Raw genomic sequence first — 16,404 nt, forward strand, 5'->3', positions numbered from 1 at the left:
CCGGTCGGCCCAGCCGGGCCCACCCGGCTCAGCCCAGCGGGTCGGGCGCGGTCGCCACGCCGTACTCCGCCAGCTTCGCCTTGCCGCAGTCCGGGGAGGTGAGGACGATCGGTCCCTCCTCGGTCAGGGCGATGGAGTGCTCCCAGTGCGAGGACCAGGTGCCGTCCGTGGTGATGACCGTCCAGTCGTCCGCCAGGACCTCCGTCTGGGCGGTGCCCAGGGAGACCATCGGCTCGATCGCCAGGCACAGGCCCGGGACGAGCTTGATGCCCTTGCCCCGCTTGCGCGAGACGTAGTTCAGCAGGTGCGGGTCCATGTGCATCTCGGAACCGATGCCGTGGCCGCCGTAGTCCTCGATGATCCCGAACTTGCCGAGGCTGTGCTCACCGGTGGTCGGACGCGGCTGCCGCTTGATGTACGTCTCGATCGCCTTCGAGATGTCCACGAGGCGGTTGCCGAGCTTCATGGCGGCGATCCCGGCCCACATGGACTCCTCGGTCACCCGGGAGAGCTCCACGAGCTCAGGGGCGTGCCCAGAGCCCACGAAGGCCGTGTACGCGGCGTCGCCGTGCCAGCCGTCGACGATCGCGCCGGCGTCGATCGAGATGATGTCGCCGTCCTTGAGGACCGTCTTGTCGTCGGGGATGCCGTGGACCACGACCTCGTTGACCGAGGTGCAGATGGTCGCGGGGAACCCGCCGTACCCGAGGAAGTTCGACTTGGCGCCGGCGTCCGCGATGACCTTGCGGGCCACCATGTCCAGATCCCGTGTCGTGGCGCCCGGCACCGCCGCCTCACGGGTCGCCGCGTGGATCGCAGCGACGACCAGCCCCGCCTCACGCATCTTCGCGATCTGCTCGGGGGTCTTGATCTGGACCATGACGTACCTGCCACCTTCGGATTCGGGTCTTTCAACAGTACGGCCGCGGCGTCCTGGGGACACCGCGGCCGTGGCTGCACTAACGGATGACGCTGTACTGCGGATGACTACTTCTTCAGGGCGTCCATCGCGCGCTGCGTGACGTCCTTGACCTCACCCAGGGCCGGGATCGTCGACACGAGGCCCTGGGCCTTGTAGTAGTCGATGATCGGCTCGGTCTGGGTGTGGTAGACGTCCAGGCGGTTGCGGACCGCCTCCTCGGACTGGTCCTCACGCACGTACAGCTCGCCGCCGCAGATGTCGCAGACACCCTCGACCTTGGGCGGCTGGTACGCCACGTGGAAGACGTGCCCGCCGTCGTTGCGGCAGGTGCGCCGGCCGGCGAGGCGCTTGACGACCTCGTCCTCCTCGACCTCCAGGTCGAGGACGGCGTCGAGGTTCATGCCTTCGGCCTTCAGCATCACGTCGAGCGCCTCCGCCTGGGAGACGTTGCGAGGGAACCCGTCGAGCAGGAAGCCGCCGGCGGCGTCCTCCTGCTCCATGCGGTCCTTCGCCATGCCGATGGTGATCTCGTCCGGGACGAGGTCGCCCGCGTCCATGAACGCCTTCGCGCGACGGCCGAGCTCGGTGCCCTGGCTGATGTTGGCCCGGAACAGGTCGCCCGTGGAGATGTGCGGGATCGACAAGGTCTTGGCAAGGACAGTCGCCTGCGTTCCCTTGCCCGCACCGGGCGGGCCGACGAGGACGATTCGCATCAGCGGAGGAACCCTTCGTAATTACGCTGTTGGAGCTGGCTCTCGATCTGCTTCACGGTTTCCAGACCCACACCCACGATGATCAGGATGCTCGTCCCGCCGAACGGGAAGTTCTGGTTCGCTCCGAAGCCGGCCAACGCCATCGTCGGCACAAGAGCGATCAGACCCAGGTACAGCGACCCCGGCCAGGTGATCCGGTTGAGTACGTAACTCAGGTACTCGGCGGTAGGCCGACCGGCGCGGATGCCCGGAATGAACCCACCATACTTCTTCATGTTGTCTGCAACTTCCTCGGGGTTGAACGAGATCGCCACGTAGAAGAACGCGAAGAAAACGATCAGGAGGAAGTAGGTGGCGATGTAGTACGGGTGGTCGCCCTTGACGAAGTGCTTCTGGATCCAGGTGGCCCAGCCCGCGGTCGAGCCGCTGAACTGCACGACCAGCGCCGGGATGTACAGCAGCGACGAGGCGAAGATGACGGGGATGATGCCCGCCTGGTTCACCTTGAGCGGGATGTACGTCGAGGTACCGCCGTAGGCACGGCGGCCGATCATGCGCTTCGCGTACTGGACCGGGATCCGGCGCTGCGCCTGCTCGACGAAGACCACCAGGCCCACCATCGCGAGGCCGACCAGCATGACCACGCCGAACTCGACCCAGCCGTCCGCGATCTTGCCCTGCTCCTTGATGGCCCACAGGGATCCGATGAAGCCCGCGGCGATCGAGATGAACATCAGGATCGACATGCCGTTGCCGATGCCCCGGTCGGTGATGAGCTCACCGAGCCACATGACGACACAGGTGCCGGCGGTCATGGTGAGCACCATGACGACGGTCGTGAAGATCGACCGGTCCGGGACGATCTGACTGGCTACCGAGCAGTTCTGGAACAGGGCGCCGCTGCGGGCGGTGGCCACGAGGCCGGTGCCCTGCAGGATCGCGAGCGCGACCGTCAGATAGCGCGTGTACTGCGTGATCTTCGACGTGCCGGCCTGGCCCTCTTTCTTGAGGGTCTCCAGCTTCGGGATGACCACGGTCAGCAGCTGCAAGATGATGCTCGCCGTGATGTACGGCATGATGCCGAGCGCGAAGATCGTGATCTGCAGCAGCGCACCGCCACTGAACATGTTGACCAGCCCGAAGAGCCCGCCGTTCTGGCCGGACGCCTGTTCAACACAGATCTGGACGTTCGTATAGCTCACACCGGGTACGGGGACGTGGGACCCGAGCCGGAACAGCACGATGATGCCGAGCGTGAAGAGCAGTTTCTTGCGCAGGTCGGGCGTCTTGAACGCCCGGGCGAACGCGGTTAGCACGGTGCCTCCTGCGACCCCCGCGCTACTGCGTCAGAGGTGACGGTCTGAGGGATCGACGAATGTGTACAAGCAAAGGTGCAGGCCACCTTACCGGCGTCTGCACCTCCCATGGAACGACCGACCGGGGATGCCCCATATGTGAGGCATCCCCGGTCGGGTTTCTAGCTATTTGTCACTGAGTTCGTCTTAGACGAGCTCGGTCACAGTGCCACCAGCGGCGGCAATCTTCTCCTTGGCGGAGCCGGAGACGGCGTCAACCGAAACCTGCAGCGCCACGGAGATCTCGCCCTGGCCCAGGACCTTGACGAGGCTGTTCTTGCGAACCGCGCCCTTGGCGACCAGGTCGGCCACCGTGACCTCTCCACCCTCGGGGTAGAGAGCGCCGAGCTTGTCCAGGTTCACGACCTGGAACTCGGTGCGGAACGGGTTCTTGAAGCCCTTGAGCTTCGGCAGACGCATGTGGAGGGGCATCTGCCCACCCTCGAAGCGCTGCGGGATCTGGTAGCGGGCCTTCTGGCCCTTCGTACCACGACCGGCCGTCTTACCCTTGGACGCTTCACCACGACCGACACGGGTCTTCGCGGTCTTGGCGCCGGGGGCGGGACGGAGGTTGTGGGCCTTCAGCGGGCTGTTCTCAGCCATGTTAGTCAACCTCCTCAACCGTCACGAGGTGGCGGACGGTGTGAACCATTCCGCGGAACTCGGGGCGGTCCTCCTTGACGACGACGTCGTTCAGGCGCTTGAGCCCGAGCGAACGCAGCGTGTCGCGGTGGTTCTGCTTGCTGCCGATGTACGACTTGATCTGCGTGACCTTGAGGCGAGCCATTACGCACCCGCCCCAGCACGTGCACGGAGCAGAGCCGCGGGAGCGACGTCCTCGAGGGGCAGACCACGGCGAGCCGCGATCTCCTCGGGACGCTGCAGGCCCTTGAGGGCCGCCACGGTCGCGTGCACGATGTTGATCGCGTTGGAAGAACCAAGCGACTTCGACAGGATGTCGTGAACGCCGGCGCACTCCAGAACGGCGCGCACCGGGCCACCGGCGATAACACCGGTACCAGGGGCGGCCGGCTTCAGCAGCACGACGCCCGCGGCACGCTCACCCGTGATCGGGTGAGGGATGGTGCCCTGGATGCGCGGAACCTTGAAGAAGGACTTCTTGGCTTCCTCGACACCCTTGGCAATGGCCGCGGGAACTTCCTTGGCCTTGCCGTAACCGACACCTACAGTGCCGTCACCGTCGCCCACCACGACCAGCGCGGTGAAGCTGAAGCGGCGACCACCCTTGACAACCTTGGCGACGCGGTTGATCGCGACAACGCGCTCAACGTAAGCGGTCTTCTCGGCGGCAGGGCCACCGTCGCGACCCTTCCGGTCCCGCCGCTCGCCGCCACCGGCACCGCTTCCGCGGCGCTGGGGTCCAGCCATTGGATTACCTCTCTCTGTTACGTCCGTGAGTCCCGGAACCGGGGCTTAGAACTTCAGCCCGGCTTCGCGGGCGGCGTCAGCCAGAGCGGCAATGCGCCCGGCGTATCGGTTGCCACCGCGGTCGAACACGACGGTCTCGACACCCGCGGCCTTGGCACGCTCGGCGACGAGTGCGCCGACGGCCTGGGCCTGCGAGCTCTTGTCGCCTTCGCCACCACGGATCGAAGCGTCCAGGGTCGACGCCGACGCCAGGGTGTGACCCTGGAGGTCGTCGATGACCTGAGCAACGATGTTGCGGTTGGAACGCGTCACGACGAGGCGCGGACGCTCCGCCGTACCCGAGACGTTCTTGCGGATGCGGATGTGGCGGCGGGCCTTGGCGGCACGCTTGTACGCGTCGCCCTTGGCGATCTTTACACCGTATGCCATGGCTACTTACCAGCCTTTCCGACCTTGCGGCGGATGACTTCGCCGGCGTACTTGACACCCTTGGCCTTGTACGGGTCGGGCTTCCGCAGCTTGCGGATGTTGGCGGCGACCTCGCCGACCTTCTGCTTGTCGATGCCCTCGACCGTGAACTTGGTGGGCGACTCGACCTTGAAGGAGATGCCCTCGGGCGCCTCGATCAGGATCGGGTGGCTGTAGCCAAGCTGGAACTCCAGGTTGGAGCCCTTCGCGGCGACGCGGTAACCGACACCGCTGATCTCAAGAGCCTTGACGTAACCCGTGGTCACGCCGGTGATCATGTTCGCCACCAGCGTGCGGGACAGGCCGTGCAGGGCCTTGTTCTGACGCTCGTCGTTGGGGCGGGTGACGTTCAGAACGCCGTCCTCACCCTTGACGATCTCGATCGGCGCCTTGACGGTGAGCGCGAGGGAACCCTTGGGGCCCTTCACAGCCACAGCCTGGCCGTCGATGGTGACGTCCACACCGGCGGGAACCTGGATGGGGAGCTTGCCGATTCGCGACATTGCTTTTCCTCCGTTCCCGACTACCAGACGTAGGCGAGGACTTCCCCACCTACGCCCTTCTTGCCTGCCTGCTGGCCGGTGAGCAGACCGTGGGACGTGGAGATGATCGCCACGCCCAGGCCGCCGAGCACCTTCGGCAGGTTGGTGGACTTTGCGTACACACGCAGACCGGGCTTCGAGATCCGCTTGATGCCCGCAATGGAGCGCTCGCGGTTCGGGCCGAACTTCAGCTCGAGGACGAGGTTCTTGCCGACCTCGGCGTCCTCGACCTTCCAGCCGGTGATGAAACCCTCCTGCTTGAGGATTTCTGCGATGTGCGACTTGATCTTGCTGTGCGGCATCACGACGGAGTCGTGGTACGCCGAGTTAGCGTTACGCAGACGCGTGAGCATGTCTGCGATCGGGTCAGTCATGGTCATGAAGTGGCCTTCGGCCTCTCTCGCCGGGGTTTCCTGTATGCGCCATCCCTCTCCCCACTCAGTGGCGGGACGGGTGCGGTGCGGGGACCTACGGCGTAGTAAGTCGTTATGGGCGGCGGACGCCCAACCACACAAGCCTAAGGCATGCGCGGCCGGGCATCCGCCGACCAGATGCTTACCGAGAGTGCCTGGAAGTTCCCAAGTCCTTGCGGACGAGAGGGAATTACCAGGAGCTCTTGGTCACGCCCGGCAGCTCGCCACGGTGAGCCATCTCACGAAGGCAGACGCGGCACAGGCCGAACTTGCGGTACACGGAGTGGGGGCGACCGCAGCGCTGGCAGCGGGTGTACGCACGCACACCGAACTTGGGCTTGCGGGCAGCCTTCGCGATGAGAGCCTTCTTCGCCATCTCGCTTACGCCTCCTTGAAGGGGAAGCCGAGGTGACGAAGGAGGGCGCGGCCCTCATCGTCGTTGGTCGCCGTGGTGACCACGGTGATGTCCATACCCCGGGTACGGTCGATCTTGTCCTGGTCGATCTCGTGGAACATGACCTGCTCCGTGAGACCGAAGGTGTAGTTGCCACGGCCGTCGAACTGCTTCGGCGACAGACCACGGAAGTCACGGATACGCGGCAGCGCGAGCGACAGCGTACGGTCCAGGAACTCCCACATGCGGTCACCACGGAGGGTGACGTGGCAGCCGATCGGCTGACCCTCGCGCAGCTTGAACTGCGCGATGGACTTGCGGGCCTTCGTGACGGCCGGCTTCTGACCGGTGATCGTCGTCAGGTCCTTGATGGCGCCGTCGATCAGCTTGGAGTCGCGGGCGGCGTCGCCCACACCCATGTTGACCACGATCTTCACGAGGCCGGGGATCTGCATGACGTTCTCGTAGGAGAACTCTTCACGCAGCTTGCCCGCGATGTCCTCGCGGTACTTCGTCTTGAGACGCGGAGTGGTAGCCATCAGATGTCCTCACCCGTCCGCTTGGCAACGCGGATCTTGTTGCCCTCGTCGTCGAAGCGGAAACCGACGCGGGTAACGACCTTCTGGCCGTCCTTCTCCACAACCAGCTGAACGTTGCTGACGTGGATCGGCGCCTCGGTGATCACGATGCCACCGGTCTGCGAGCCACCAGCGGTCTGGCCGGCCTTGGTGTGCTTCTTGACCCGGTTGACACCCTCGACCAGGACGCGGTTCTCAGTAGGGATGGCCAGAATGACCTTGCCCTGCTTGCCCTTGTCCTTACCGGTGATGACCTGAACCAGGTCGCCCTTCTTGATCTTCATGCTTACAGCACCTCCGGCGCGAGCGAGATGATCTTCATGAACTTCTTCTCGCGCAGCTCACGGCCCACCGGGCCGAAGATACGGGTGCCGCGAGGGTCGCCGTCGTTCTTCAGAATGACGGCGGCGTTCTCGTCGAAGCGGATGTACGAGCCGTCCTGGCGGCGGCGTTCCTTCACGGTGCGAACGATGACCGCCTTGACGACGTCACCCTTCTTCACGTTGCCACCGGGGATCGCGTCCTTGACGGTGGCAACGATGACGTCACCGATGCCCGCGTAGCGGCGACCGGAACCACCGAGAACACGGATGCAAAGGATCTCCTTGGCACCAGTGTTGTCGGCGACACGCAGTCGCGACTCCTGCTGGATCACGTCTATCTCCTGTTTGTCTGCCGGTTCCCGGCGGGGGCATCACTCCGAAGAGCTACCGCCCCCACCGAGCCTGGCGGAACGAACCTGAGGGGCCCCTGGGCAGATGCCCAGGGCCTCAGATAATTACTTGGCCTTCTCGAGGATCTCGACGATGCGCCAGCGCTTGCTCGCCGACAGCGGACGCGTCTCCATGATGAGGACGCGGTCGCCGACGCCGGCAGCGTTCTGCTCGTCGTGCGCCTTGAGCTTGTTCGTACGGCGGATGACCTTGCCGTACAGAGCGTGCTTCACGCGGTCCTCGACAGCGACGACGACGGTCTTGTCCATCTTGTCGCTGACGACAAGACCCTCACGGGTCTTGCGGAAGCCGCGGTCAGTCGTCTCAGTCACGTTCTTCTCGCTCATCAGGCGCTCTCCACCGTCTCGATACCGAGCTCACGCTCGTGCATCAGGGTGTAGATGCGAGCGATGTCCTTACGGACGGACTTGAGCCGGCCGTTGTTCTCCAGCTGACCCGTGGCCGCCTGGAAGCGCAGCTTGAACAGCTCTTCCTTGGCCTCGCGCAGCTTGCCAACGAGCTCCTCGTTACCGAGCTCACGCAGCTCGGACGCCTTGGTTCCCGTCGCCATCACGACTCACCTGCCTCGCGCCGAACAATCCGGCACTTCATCGGAAGCTTGTGAGCAGCGCGGGTGAGCGCCTCACGAGCAATCTTCTCGTTCGGGTAGGACAGCTCGAACATGACCCGGCCCGGGTGCACGTTCGCGATCCACCACTCGGGAGAACCCTTACCGGAACCCATGCGGGTCTCGGCAGGCTTCTTCGTCAGGGGACGGTCCGGGTAGATGTTGATCCAGACCTTGCCGCCACGCTTGATGTGGCGGGTCATCGCGATACGAGCCGCCTCGATCTGGCGGTTCGTCACGTAGGCGGGGGTAAGCGCCTGGATGCCGTACTCGCCGAACGAGACCTCAGTACCGCCCTTGGCCATACCGCGGCGCTTCGGGTGGTGCTGCTTGCGGTGCTTGACCCTACGAGGGATCAGCATGTCGGTCAGGCCTCCGTTCCGGTGCTCTCGGCCGGAGCGGCGGCGGGAGCGTCGGCCTTGGGGGCCTCGGCACCAGCAGCCTGCTGCGGCTTGCGGCCACCACGGCCGCCGCGCTCGCCACCACGGCCACCACGGCCGGCGGGACGGTCGCCAGCGCCTGCGGCACCACGGGCCGGGCGGTTACCCGCACGGGCCGCGGCGTTCTCGGCGCGAACCTCGGCGATGTTCTTGACGTCGCCCTTGTAGATCCAGACCTTCACACCGATACGGCCGAAGGTGGTCTTGGCCTCGAAGAAGCCGTAGTCCACGTTCGCGCGGAGGGTGTGCAGCGGCACACGGCCTTCGCGGTAGAACTCGGAGCGGGACATCTCGGCGCCGCCGAGACGGCCGCCACACTGGATCTTGATGCCCTTGGCGCCGGCCTTCATCGTGCCCTGCATGCTCTTACGCATGGCGCGACGGAAGGAGACGCGGGAGGAGAGCTGCTCGGCAACGGCCTGCGCGACCAGCTGAGCGTCGACCTCGGGGTTCTTGACCTCGAGGATGTTCAGCTGGACCTGCTTGCCCGTGAGCTTCTCGAGGTCACCGCGGATGCGGTCGGCCTCGGCGCCACGGCGGCCGATGACGATGCCCGGACGAGCGGTGTGGATGTCCACACGCACGCGGTCACGGGTGCGCTCGATCTCAACCTTCGAGATGCCGGCGCGCTCCATGCCGGACGTCATCATCCTGCGGATGGCGACGTCTTCCTTGACGTAGTCCTTGTACAGCTTGTCGGCGTACCAACGCGACTTGAAGTCGGTGGTGATGCCGAGCCGGAACCCGTGCGGGTTTACCTTCTGGCCCATTACCGGGAACCTTCCTTGCTGCTGACGACCACGGTGATGTGGCTGGTCCGCTTGCGGATCCGGTAGGCACGGCCCTGGGCACGCGGACGGAACCGCTTCAGGGTCGGGCCCTCGTCCACGTACGCCTCGCTGATGACCAGCGTGGAGGCGTCCGGGTGGTTGTAGTTGTGTGCGGCGTTGGCAATGGCGCTGTCAAGCACCTTGCCAACCGGCACGCTCGCGGCCTGCGGGGCGAAACGCAGGACCGCCTGAGCCTCCGTGGCATCCATGCCACGGATAAGGTCCACCACTCGGCGGGCCTTCATGGGCGTGACGCGGATGTACCGCGCCTGGGCCCTGGCTTCCATGGTTGTCCCTTCGGTGTAAGTCATAGTCGTAACCACCCCGCCTTTAGCGGCGCTTCGACTTCCGGTCGTCCTTGACGTGGCCGCGGAAGGTGCGAGTCGGCGAGAACTCGCCGAGCTTGTGGCCGACCATCGACTCGGTGACGAACACCGGGACGTGGATCTTGCCGTTGTGCACCGCGATGGTGTGACCCAGCATGGCCGGGATGATCATCGAGCGACGGGACCAGGTCTTGATGACGTTCTTGGTACCGGCTTCGTTCTGTACGTCCACCTTCTTGATGAGGTGTCCGTCGACGAAGGGTCCCTTCTTGAGACTGCGCGGCATCTAAACCCGCTCCTAGCGCTTCTTGTTCGTCTTGCGGCGGCGGACGATGTACTTGCTCGAAGCCTTCTTCGGCGAGCGAGTACGACCCTCCTTCTGACCCCACGGGGAGACCGGGTGACGACCACCGGAGGTCTTACCCTCACCACCACCGTGCGGGTGGTCGACCGGGTTCATCGCGACACCGCGGACGGAGGGGCGAACGCCCTTCCAGCGCATGCGGCCGGCCTTGCCCCAGTTGATGTTCGACTGCTCGGCGTTGCCGACCTCACCGACGGTGGCGCGGCAGCGCGCGTCGACGAGACGGATCTCACCGGACGGCATACGAAGGTGGGCCATGGTGCCCTCCTTCGCCAGCAGCTGCACGGAGGCACCAGCGGAGCGGGCGAACTTGGCGCCGCCACCGGGACGGAGCTCGATCGCGTGGATCGTGGTACCGACCGGGATGTTGCGGAGAGCCAGGTTGTTGCCGGGCTTGATGTCGGCCGTGGGGCCGTTCTCAATCCGGTCGCCCTGCTTCAGGTTCTTCGGCGCAATGATGTAGCGCTTCTCGCCGTCTGCGTAGTGCAGAAGCGCGATGCGCGCAGTGCGGTTGGGGTCGTACTCGATGTGCGCGACCTTGGCCGGCACGCCGTCCTTGTCGTGACGACGGAAGTCGATCACACGGTAGGCGCGCTTGTGGCCGCCACCCTGGTGTCGAACCGTGATCCGACCGGTGTTGTTACGGCCGCCCTTGCTGTGCAGGGGGCGGACCAGCGACTTCTCCGGCGTGGACCGCGTGATCTCGACAAAGTCGGCGACGCTGGAGCCACGACGGCCCGGGGTCGTCGGCTTGTACTTGCGGATACCCATTTCTCAGTCCTCGTCCGATTCCGGACGACTAGACCTCCGTTAGGAGGCCTGGCCGCCGAAGATGTCGATTCGGTCGCCCTCAGCGAGGGTCACGATGGCGCGCTTGGTGTCAGCGCGCTTGCCGAAACCGGTCTTGGTGCGCTTGCGCTTACCCTGACGGTTGATCGTGTTGACCCCGGTGACCTTGACCCCGAAGACCGCCTCGACGGCCTGCTTGATCTGAGTCTTGTTGGAGCCGGGCGCGACGATGAACGTGTACTTGTTCTCGTCCAGCAGCGCGTAGCTCTTCTCCGAGACAACCGGCTTGATCAGCAGGTCGCGCGGGTCAGTGAAGGTCTTGCTGGTAACGGTCGCCTCAGACATCAGGCGTCGCTCCCTTCGGTCTCATCGGCCTTGGGGCCAGACACGAAGGACTCGAAAGCGGCCTGAGTGAAGACCACGTCGTCAGAGACGATCACGTCGTACGTGTTCAGCTGGCCCGGCTCCAGGATGTGAACCTGGGGCAGGTTGCGGGCGGACAGCCACGCGGCCTCGTCGGCGCGCTCGACGACCAGGAGCAGGTTCTTGCGCTCCGAGATCTTGCCGAACAGCGTCTTGGCGGCCTTCGTGGAGGCGGCACCCTCGACCACGCCGGTGACGACGTGGATGCGGGAGTGACGCGCGCGGTCCGAGAGGGCACCGCGGAGGGCGGCGGCCTTCATCTTCTTCGGGGTCCGCTGCGAGTAGTCACGCGGCTGCGGGCCGTGGACGACGCCACCGCCGACGAACTGCGGAGCGCGGGTGGAACCCTGGCGAGCGCGGCCGGTGCCCTTCTGGCGGTACGGCTTGCGGCCACCACCACGGACTTCGCCACGACGCTTGGTCTTGTGCGTGCCCTGACGGGCAGCAGCCAGCTGAGCGACAACGACCTGGTGGATCAGCGGAACGCTGGTCTTCGCGTCGAAGATCTCCGCGGGGAGCTCGACGGTACCGGCCTTGTCGCCTGCCGGCGAAAGGATGTCAATGGTGCTCATTACCTCAAGCCCCCTTGGCCGCGGTACGGACCAGGACGAGGCCGCCGTTCGGACCGGGGACCGCACCCTTGATGAGGAGCAGACCCTTCTCCGCGTCAACCGCGTGGATGGTCAGGTTCTGGGTGGTGACGCGCTCGTTACCCATACGACCGGCCATGCGCATGCCCTTGAAGACACGCCCAGGGGTGGCGCAGCCACCGATCGAACCGGGGGAGCGGTGCTTGCGCTGGACGCCGTGCCCGGCGCCGAGGCCCTTGAAGTTGTGACGCTTCATGACACCGGCGAAGCCCTTGCCCTTGCTGTTGCCCGTGACGTCAACCTTGACGCCGGACTCGAACACGGCAGCCGTGATCTCCTGGCCGAGCGTGTACTCGCTGGCGTCGGAGGTACGGAGCTCCACCAGGTGGCGGCGGGGGGTGACGTCGGCCTTGGCGAAGTGACCCTTGAGGGGCTTGTTCACCTTGCGCGGGTCGATCTCGCCGAAGGCGATCTGGACCGACTCGTAGCCATCGATCTCGTTCTTACGGACCTGGGTAACAACGCAGGGCCCGGCCTTGACCACGGTCACCGGGACGACACGGTTGTTCTCGTCCCAGACCTGGGTCATGCCGAGCTTCTCGCCCAGGACGCCCTTGATCTGCTTTGCCATCTTCTCCGTGCCTCTCAGAGCTTGATCTCGATGTCAACGCCGGCCGGAAGGTCCAGGCGCATCAGCGAGTCAACGGTCTTGGGCGTCGGGTCGAGGATGTCGATCAGGCGCTTGTGCGTGCGCATCTCGAAGTGCTCGCGCGAGTCCTTGTACTTGTGCGGCGACTTGATGACGCAGTACACGTTCTTCTCAGTGGGCAGCGGCACCGGGCCCGCGACCGACGCACCAGTGCGCGTCACCGTCTCGACGATCTTCTTCGCCGACGAATCGATGACCTCGTGGTCGTAGGCCTTGAGCCGGATGCGGATCTTCTGTCCCGCCATGGCTACTCCGTAGTCCTGTCTGTTGTGGAAACGCTCTGGTTCTCGGCCGGCTGCGGATCGCTCCGCCGCTCTCCTCCGACCCACGCGGTCGGGCGTGTCGCGCTCCCTCTACAGAAAATTCCCATACGGAAATTCCCTCGTCCAAGGGGGCGCGGTCCCAAGACCGCAGATCGGGGGCAAACACCCACCGAGTACCTGGCAGGCACCGTGCTGACGCTTCCCGAAAGATTCCCGTACGTCCGCCCCATTGCTGCCCCGAGAGGCAGGTAGAGCGACGAGTACTGTGGGACTTGCTTCCGGTCCTCCCGGCGGGAGGCGCGCAGCATCGGCACACGGCCGAGCAACTTGAGTAGTCTGCCATACGAGACACGTATGGCGCCAATCGGGCGGAAGAGAATACCCCGCCACGCTGAGTGGTCAAACTGCACCACGCTGCGGGGTTCCCCGTCCCCTGTCCGGCGCCCGCTCAGGAGCGCGAGATCAGGCCGCAGCCCTCCTGTCGCTTGTCCTCCAGGCCCTGGCTCCGGTCGTAGGGGTCCACCGGAGCGCCGGAGGGCGTGGGCCCGGTCGGAGCGTCCTCGTCGAAGACGGGGTGCAGGAACCCGTCGTGGACGTCACATCCGCTGTTTGCCAGGTTCACGTCGACGCTTTCGATCCAGAGCTTGCCCTCGGTCGCCTCCCACTTGCGCGGGTCGGCGACGGAGAAGGTGATCTCGCGCCGCACGATGGAGCGCTCGACCTGGTCCGCGCCCGGCGTCGCCTTCACGAACGGGTACACGAACGTGTAGTCGACCAGCACTTCGGCCTTGCCGGGCTGCTCGCCGGGCTCCACCCACATCCGTCCCCGGACCTTGACCACCTCGCCCACGGGCTTCAGCTCGGTCGGGCGGGTCCGGGTGACGAGGTTCAGCGGGTCGTTCTCCTTGCTGGGGGCGGCCAGGGCCTGCTCCAGGCGGCCGACACCCTCGGGGCGTGCGGAGAGTTTGGGATCGAGCAGGTCCAGCGCCGCCGCGGGACGCTCCCCGCGCAGGGTCGCCGGGTCCAGGTTGGCCGTGACCAGGAACTGCTTGACCTTCGCCAGCGCGTCGGCGACCTCCTCCTTGCTCATGCCGCCGACGGCCCGGGCCTGCGGCACCTCGATGCCGGCCGCCCCGTCGGCCCACTGGAGGGCCGGGGAGCCCCGGAAGGGGTCGGAGAGGGTCGGCCGGTCCGGGTCCACCGGGGTGGGCGGGCCGCTCGGGGGCGCCGTCTCGGCCGGCAGCGGCTGCCGCGCCTTCGCGTCCTGCGCGGCCTTCCCGGTGACCTTGTCGATGACCAGCTCCGGTCGGATGGCGATCAGCGCGAGGGCGGCCACGAAGGCGATGGCCAGCGCCGCCTTGAGCCGGCGCGCGCCCCTCCCCCGCTCCCGCGCGGCGACAGCGGCCCGCCAGGCGGGCGGGCGGCCGGAGCCGCGCCGGGCCTCCTCATCGCGCAGCCGCGCGGTCACCATGCGCGCCCGGGCGGACGGCTCCTTGGGCGCCTCCCCGGCGCCCGCCTCGGCCTGCGCCAGGAATCGCGCCCAGTCCTCGTCGGAGACGGCCGGCCCGTCCGGTCCGGCCTGACCGTCGTCGTGCTTCTTCCCCATGTCCCCCACCCCCGCCTGCGGAACCCGTATCACCTGGCGAACCGGCCGGTGATGTCCGCGATCGGCCGTACCGTCGTCGATGCAGAACGATCTTCCCATCGGCCGTCCGTTCGACCTCCAGGGGCCCGGCGTGGTCCGTCAGCGGTGGCGCCAGAGCACCCATCCGTGCGCCTCGTCCACCTCGGCCACGTACCAGCCCGCGGGGGCAAGCGGCCAGGTGTCCTGCGGTCTCGCGTCCTTCGCCTTCAGCCCCAGTACGGCCGCGTCCGCGGCGGCGGGCGGCGGCTCACCGTGCTTGAGGTCCCTCGTCCAGACCCGCCCGTCGTACACCTCGTACCCCTGGGCCATCCGCAGGTCCCAGTCGGCGCTCGGGTCCATCACCAGGTTCTCGCCCGGCTCGAGCCCCGCCGACCTGGTGAATCCGGTGGCGGCGGCCTCGCGCTCCTTCGTGTGCGGCTCGGCCACGTTCCAGGTGACCGCGGTCGTCGCGTAGGCCGCGAACAGGGCCAGCGACACCGCCACGGCCCAGACCGCCCGGCGACCGCCGGCCAGCCGGAAGAGCACGCAGACGGCGAACACCAGCAGCGCGCCGGCGGTCGTCCGCCCCATGTGCAGGCTGGTCCACTCCGAGGCCAGGAACAGCGCGTCCGGCATGCCCCACCGGATGATGCCCACCTTGTGGAGGCCCTTGCCGACCACCAGGACGACGAACTCGGCCGTGACCGCGGTGAACGCCGCCGCCCCCAACGCCGGCCGCAGCAGCGCACCGGCCCGCGCCCGCGCCAGCGCCGCGGCACCCACCACGAAGAACGCCGGAACCAGCGGGGCCAGGTAGCGGGCGTAGATCCAGTTGTCGATCCGGCCGTGGTCCTGCGGCAGTCCCGCGGCCGAGGCGAGCGCGATCCCGCACAGCAGGGCGACCATGACGAAGGAGACCACCCGGGAGGCCCGGGTGAAGCGGGAGCTGAACACCGCGAACGCGCACAGGGAGATGGCGAGCGCGCCGAAGCCCCAGGACGAGACCGAGAAGTACCAGAACTGGCCGATCGTACGGGTCACCGTGCGGCGCAGCAGTTCGGGCTCGACCAGGGCGTCCAGGACCTTCGTGCCCACCGAGCTCGGCGGCGTGTCCTTGAACTGCGCCTCCAGCCAGGAGGCCAGCAGCCGGGCGCCCAGTACGGAGACGGCGAGCCCGGCCCAGGCCGCGAGCGTGGACCGCAAGGGGGTCCATCTGAGGGCGAGTGCGCCCACGAAGACCGTTGCCGTGAGGGCCACCACCACCCCGCCGCGGTCGTGGACCGCCATGGAGTAGCCGGCCAGCAGGCCGGCTCCCGCCCCGTACCACGCACGGCGACGCGTCTCGCCCTCGCTCAGCCAGCCGTGCAGCGTGATCAGCCAGCCGAGGAGCACCACGGGGAGCACGGTGTCGGACATGGCGAACTCGGAGTAGAAGACCACGGGCGGCATCAGCGCGGCCGCCGTGGCGATCGGGAACGAGAGCCCCTGGGACAGGTCGAGCCTGCGCAGGGCGGCGTAGGCCAGGAGGAAGACGAGTGCGTTGAGCAGCGTGTTGATGCCCATGACCAGCTGGTACGCGGTGATCGGGTCGTCCGCGATGCGCAGGGCCGGGGAGACGAGCAGCGCATAGCCGCCGGGGATGACCGACCCGACGGGCATCTCCGTCGTCGGCCGCCCCGCGAGCACCCGGGCCAGCACGAGGTACGAGGACTCGTCCGCGTGGACCGCCGGGTAGGCCTTGCCCCACACCAGGGAAAGGCGGAACAGCACCTGCGCCGCGTACCCGGCTGCGAGCGCCGCCGGCCAGAACCCGCGCCGGCCGGCGAGGGACTCCCACACCCGCCGTGCGGACAGCCGCTCGGTCCCGGCCGGCTTCCCCGCCCGCTCGGGAGCGGACGTGTCGTTCACTCCGGCCTCGTCCAACATTTCGG

Annotated in this window: 26 protein-coding genes; all 26 read right to left on the bottom strand. The window is 66.8% G+C overall.

Features of this window, described 5'->3' with window-relative positions; all coding sequences use genetic code 11:
• Positions 1 to 28 precede the first annotated feature (28 nt).
• The 26 genes from map to ABZY57_RS02380 all read right to left on the bottom strand — a co-directional run bounded on the left by map (position 29) and on the right by ABZY57_RS02380 (position 16,399).
• Entirely contained in the window at positions 29 to 880 is an 852-nt protein-coding gene (map, locus tag ABZY57_RS02255) for a type I methionyl aminopeptidase (protein WP_356507274.1), read from the bottom strand.
• A 107-nt stretch (positions 881 to 987) separates the two neighbouring features.
• Positions 988 to 1,635 carry an adenylate kinase gene (locus tag ABZY57_RS02260; protein WP_356507276.1) on the bottom strand — a complete coding sequence of 216 codons (648 nt, stop codon included), beginning with the start codon at positions 1,633 to 1,635 and terminating at the stop codon, positions 988 to 990.
• On the bottom strand, positions 1,635 to 2,951 hold the full coding sequence (gene secY, locus ABZY57_RS02265) for a preprotein translocase subunit SecY (protein ID WP_356507278.1): 1,317 nt from the start codon (positions 2,949 to 2,951) through the stop codon (positions 1,635 to 1,637). Before secY ends, ABZY57_RS02260 begins: the two co-directional genes overlap by 1 nt.
• Positions 2,952 to 3,137: 186 nt before the next feature.
• Entirely contained in the window at positions 3,138 to 3,593 is a 456-nt protein-coding gene (gene rplO, locus ABZY57_RS02270) for a 50S ribosomal protein L15 (RefSeq protein ID WP_053682613.1), read from the bottom strand.
• Position 3,594: 1 nt separating this feature from the next.
• Positions 3,595 to 3,777: a 50S ribosomal protein L30 gene (gene rpmD, locus ABZY57_RS02275; RefSeq protein WP_112447741.1), complete on the bottom strand. Its 183-nt coding sequence runs from the start codon at positions 3,775 to 3,777 to the stop codon at positions 3,595 to 3,597.
• Positions 3,777 to 4,379 (bottom strand): 30S ribosomal protein S5, encoded by a 603-nt coding sequence (gene rpsE, locus ABZY57_RS02280; RefSeq protein WP_008739695.1) that lies wholly within the window; start codon positions 4,377 to 4,379, stop codon positions 3,777 to 3,779. The genes rpmD and rpsE overlap by 1 nt, the downstream gene beginning before the upstream one ends.
• A 45-nt stretch (positions 4,380 to 4,424) precedes the next feature.
• Positions 4,425 to 4,808, bottom strand: a complete 384-nt coding sequence (gene rplR, locus ABZY57_RS02285) for a 50S ribosomal protein L18 (RefSeq protein ID WP_030008471.1) — start codon at positions 4,806 to 4,808, stop codon at positions 4,425 to 4,427.
• Positions 4,809 to 4,810: 2 nt separating this feature from the next.
• Positions 4,811 to 5,350, bottom strand: coding sequence for a 50S ribosomal protein L6 (rplF, locus tag ABZY57_RS02290; RefSeq protein ID WP_356507281.1), 540 nt, complete (start codon positions 5,348 to 5,350; stop codon positions 4,811 to 4,813).
• A 20-nt stretch (positions 5,351 to 5,370) separates the two neighbouring features.
• Entirely contained in the window at positions 5,371 to 5,769 is a 399-nt protein-coding gene (rpsH, locus tag ABZY57_RS02295; RefSeq protein WP_008739698.1) for a 30S ribosomal protein S8, read from the bottom strand.
• 223 nt (positions 5,770 to 5,992) lie between these two features.
• Positions 5,993 to 6,178 carry a type Z 30S ribosomal protein S14 gene (locus ABZY57_RS02300; RefSeq protein ID WP_003956452.1) on the bottom strand — a complete coding sequence of 62 codons (186 nt, stop codon included), beginning with the start codon at positions 6,176 to 6,178 and terminating at the stop codon, positions 5,993 to 5,995.
• Between the two features lie 5 nt (positions 6,179 to 6,183).
• The gene (gene rplE, locus ABZY57_RS02305; RefSeq protein WP_030388859.1) at positions 6,184 to 6,735 is read right to left on the bottom strand and encodes a 50S ribosomal protein L5; all 552 of its coding nucleotides are present in this window, start codon (positions 6,733 to 6,735) and stop codon (positions 6,184 to 6,186) included.
• Positions 6,735 to 7,058: a 50S ribosomal protein L24 gene (gene rplX, locus ABZY57_RS02310; protein WP_215023444.1), complete on the bottom strand. Its 324-nt coding sequence runs from the start codon at positions 7,056 to 7,058 to the stop codon at positions 6,735 to 6,737. The genes rplE and rplX overlap by 1 nt, the downstream gene beginning before the upstream one ends.
• Positions 7,059 to 7,060: 2 nt before the next feature.
• Complete coding sequence (rplN, locus tag ABZY57_RS02315) at positions 7,061 to 7,429, bottom strand: 50S ribosomal protein L14 (protein WP_003956455.1); 369 nt, start codon at positions 7,427 to 7,429, stop codon at positions 7,061 to 7,063.
• 123 nt (positions 7,430 to 7,552) lie between these two features.
• A complete protein-coding gene (rpsQ, locus tag ABZY57_RS02320; protein WP_243333368.1) occupies positions 7,553 to 7,834 on the bottom strand; it encodes a 30S ribosomal protein S17 in 282 nt (93 codons plus the stop codon).
• Positions 7,834 to 8,058, bottom strand: a complete 225-nt coding sequence (gene rpmC / locus ABZY57_RS02325; RefSeq protein WP_008739703.1) for a 50S ribosomal protein L29 — start codon at positions 8,056 to 8,058, stop codon at positions 7,834 to 7,836. The genes rpsQ and rpmC overlap by 1 nt, the downstream gene beginning before the upstream one ends.
• Positions 8,058 to 8,477: a 50S ribosomal protein L16 gene (rplP, locus tag ABZY57_RS02330; RefSeq protein WP_030026326.1), complete on the bottom strand. Its 420-nt coding sequence runs from the start codon at positions 8,475 to 8,477 to the stop codon at positions 8,058 to 8,060. The genes rpmC and rplP overlap by 1 nt, the downstream gene beginning before the upstream one ends.
• 5 nt (positions 8,478 to 8,482) lie before the next feature.
• On the bottom strand, positions 8,483 to 9,325 hold the full coding sequence (gene rpsC / locus ABZY57_RS02335) for a 30S ribosomal protein S3 (protein WP_112447746.1): 843 nt from the start codon (positions 9,323 to 9,325) through the stop codon (positions 8,483 to 8,485).
• Positions 9,325 to 9,672 carry a 50S ribosomal protein L22 gene (rplV, locus tag ABZY57_RS02340; protein WP_007265904.1) on the bottom strand — a complete coding sequence of 116 codons (348 nt, stop codon included), beginning with the start codon at positions 9,670 to 9,672 and terminating at the stop codon, positions 9,325 to 9,327. Before rplV ends, rpsC begins: the two co-directional genes overlap by 1 nt.
• A gap of 43 nt (positions 9,673 to 9,715) precedes the next feature.
• On the bottom strand, positions 9,716 to 9,997 hold the full coding sequence (gene rpsS / locus ABZY57_RS02345; protein ID WP_023539342.1) for a 30S ribosomal protein S19: 282 nt from the start codon (positions 9,995 to 9,997) through the stop codon (positions 9,716 to 9,718).
• Between the two features lie 12 nt (positions 9,998 to 10,009).
• The gene (rplB, locus tag ABZY57_RS02350; protein ID WP_112447748.1) at positions 10,010 to 10,846 is read right to left on the bottom strand and encodes a 50S ribosomal protein L2; all 837 of its coding nucleotides are present in this window, start codon (positions 10,844 to 10,846) and stop codon (positions 10,010 to 10,012) included.
• Positions 10,847 to 10,885: 39 nt separating this feature from the next.
• On the bottom strand, positions 10,886 to 11,209 hold the full coding sequence (gene rplW / locus ABZY57_RS02355) for a 50S ribosomal protein L23 (RefSeq protein ID WP_030154694.1): 324 nt from the start codon (positions 11,207 to 11,209) through the stop codon (positions 10,886 to 10,888).
• Positions 11,209 to 11,859 carry a 50S ribosomal protein L4 gene (gene rplD / locus ABZY57_RS02360; protein WP_030008466.1) on the bottom strand — a complete coding sequence of 217 codons (651 nt, stop codon included), beginning with the start codon at positions 11,857 to 11,859 and terminating at the stop codon, positions 11,209 to 11,211. The genes rplW and rplD overlap by 1 nt, the downstream gene beginning before the upstream one ends.
• Positions 11,860 to 11,863: 4 nt before the next feature.
• The gene (gene rplC, locus ABZY57_RS02365) at positions 11,864 to 12,508 is read right to left on the bottom strand and encodes a 50S ribosomal protein L3 (protein ID WP_112447750.1); all 645 of its coding nucleotides are present in this window, start codon (positions 12,506 to 12,508) and stop codon (positions 11,864 to 11,866) included.
• A gap of 14 nt (positions 12,509 to 12,522) precedes the next feature.
• A complete protein-coding gene (gene rpsJ, locus ABZY57_RS02370; RefSeq protein ID WP_003948644.1) occupies positions 12,523 to 12,831 on the bottom strand; it encodes a 30S ribosomal protein S10 in 309 nt (102 codons plus the stop codon).
• 466 nt (positions 12,832 to 13,297) lie between these two features.
• On the bottom strand, positions 13,298 to 14,455 hold the full coding sequence (locus ABZY57_RS02375) for a hypothetical protein (RefSeq protein ID WP_356507287.1): 1,158 nt from the start codon (positions 14,453 to 14,455) through the stop codon (positions 13,298 to 13,300).
• 138 nt (positions 14,456 to 14,593) lie between these two features.
• Positions 14,594 to 16,399, bottom strand: a complete 1,806-nt coding sequence (locus tag ABZY57_RS02380; RefSeq protein ID WP_356507289.1) for a hypothetical protein — start codon at positions 16,397 to 16,399, stop codon at positions 14,594 to 14,596.
• Positions 16,400 to 16,404: the final 5 nt, after the last annotated feature.

It is taken from the genome of Streptomyces sp. NPDC006450 (assembly GCF_040612195.1).
GTDB lineage: Bacteria > Actinomycetota > Actinomycetes > Streptomycetales > Streptomycetaceae > Streptomyces.

Coding starts and splice junctions, on each gene's coding strand:
- rplX (WP_215023444.1), bottom strand. CDS start 7,058: ATGAAGATCAAGAAGGGCGACCTGGTTCAGGTCATCACCGGTAAGGAC.
- ABZY57_RS02375 (WP_356507287.1), bottom strand. CDS start 14,455: ATGGGGAAGAAGCACGACGACGGTCAGGCCGGACCGGACGGGCCGGCC.
- ABZY57_RS02380 (WP_356507289.1), bottom strand. CDS start 16,399: ATGTTGGACGAGGCCGGAGTGAACGACACGTCCGCTCCCGAGCGGGCG.
- rpmD (WP_112447741.1), bottom strand. CDS start 3,777: ATGGCTCGCCTCAAGGTCACGCAGATCAAGTCGTACATCGGCAGCAAG.
- ABZY57_RS02260 (WP_356507276.1), bottom strand. CDS start 1,635: ATGCGAATCGTCCTCGTCGGCCCGCCCGGTGCGGGCAAGGGAACGCAG.
- rpsS (WP_023539342.1), bottom strand. CDS start 9,997: ATGCCGCGCAGTCTCAAGAAGGGACCCTTCGTCGACGGACACCTCATC.
- rplR (WP_030008471.1), bottom strand. CDS start 4,808: ATGGCATACGGTGTAAAGATCGCCAAGGGCGACGCGTACAAGCGTGCC.
- rplB (WP_112447748.1), bottom strand. CDS start 10,846: ATGGGTATCCGCAAGTACAAGCCGACGACCCCGGGCCGTCGTGGCTCC.
- rpsQ (WP_243333368.1), bottom strand. CDS start 7,834: ATGAGCGAGAAGAACGTGACTGAGACGACTGACCGCGGCTTCCGCAAG.
- rplC (WP_112447750.1), bottom strand. CDS start 12,508: ATGGCAAAGCAGATCAAGGGCGTCCTGGGCGAGAAGCTCGGCATGACC.
- rpsJ (WP_003948644.1), bottom strand. CDS start 12,831: ATGGCGGGACAGAAGATCCGCATCCGGCTCAAGGCCTACGACCACGAG.
- rpsH (WP_008739698.1), bottom strand. CDS start 5,769: ATGACCATGACTGACCCGATCGCAGACATGCTCACGCGTCTGCGTAAC.
- rplE (WP_030388859.1), bottom strand. CDS start 6,735: ATGGCTACCACTCCGCGTCTCAAGACGAAGTACCGCGAGGACATCGCG.
- rplO (WP_053682613.1), bottom strand. CDS start 3,593: ATGGCTGAGAACAGCCCGCTGAAGGCCCACAACCTCCGTCCCGCCCCC.
- rpsE (WP_008739695.1), bottom strand. CDS start 4,379: ATGGCTGGACCCCAGCGCCGCGGAAGCGGTGCCGGTGGCGGCGAGCGG.
- rplD (WP_030008466.1), bottom strand. CDS start 11,859: ATGAGCACCATTGACATCCTTTCGCCGGCAGGCGACAAGGCCGGTACC.
- ABZY57_RS02300 (WP_003956452.1), bottom strand. CDS start 6,178: ATGGCGAAGAAGGCTCTCATCGCGAAGGCTGCCCGCAAGCCCAAGTTC.
- rpmC (WP_008739703.1), bottom strand. CDS start 8,058: ATGGCGACGGGAACCAAGGCGTCCGAGCTGCGTGAGCTCGGTAACGAG.
- rpsC (WP_112447746.1), bottom strand. CDS start 9,325: ATGGGCCAGAAGGTAAACCCGCACGGGTTCCGGCTCGGCATCACCACC.
- rplV (WP_007265904.1), bottom strand. CDS start 9,672: ATGGAAGCCAGGGCCCAGGCGCGGTACATCCGCGTCACGCCCATGAAG.
- rplF (WP_356507281.1), bottom strand. CDS start 5,350: ATGTCGCGAATCGGCAAGCTCCCCATCCAGGTTCCCGCCGGTGTGGAC.
- rplW (WP_030154694.1), bottom strand. CDS start 11,209: ATGTCTGAGGCGACCGTTACCAGCAAGACCTTCACTGACCCGCGCGAC.
- rplP (WP_030026326.1), bottom strand. CDS start 8,477: ATGCTGATCCCTCGTAGGGTCAAGCACCGCAAGCAGCACCACCCGAAG.
- map (WP_356507274.1), bottom strand. CDS start 880: ATGGTCCAGATCAAGACCCCCGAGCAGATCGCGAAGATGCGTGAGGCG.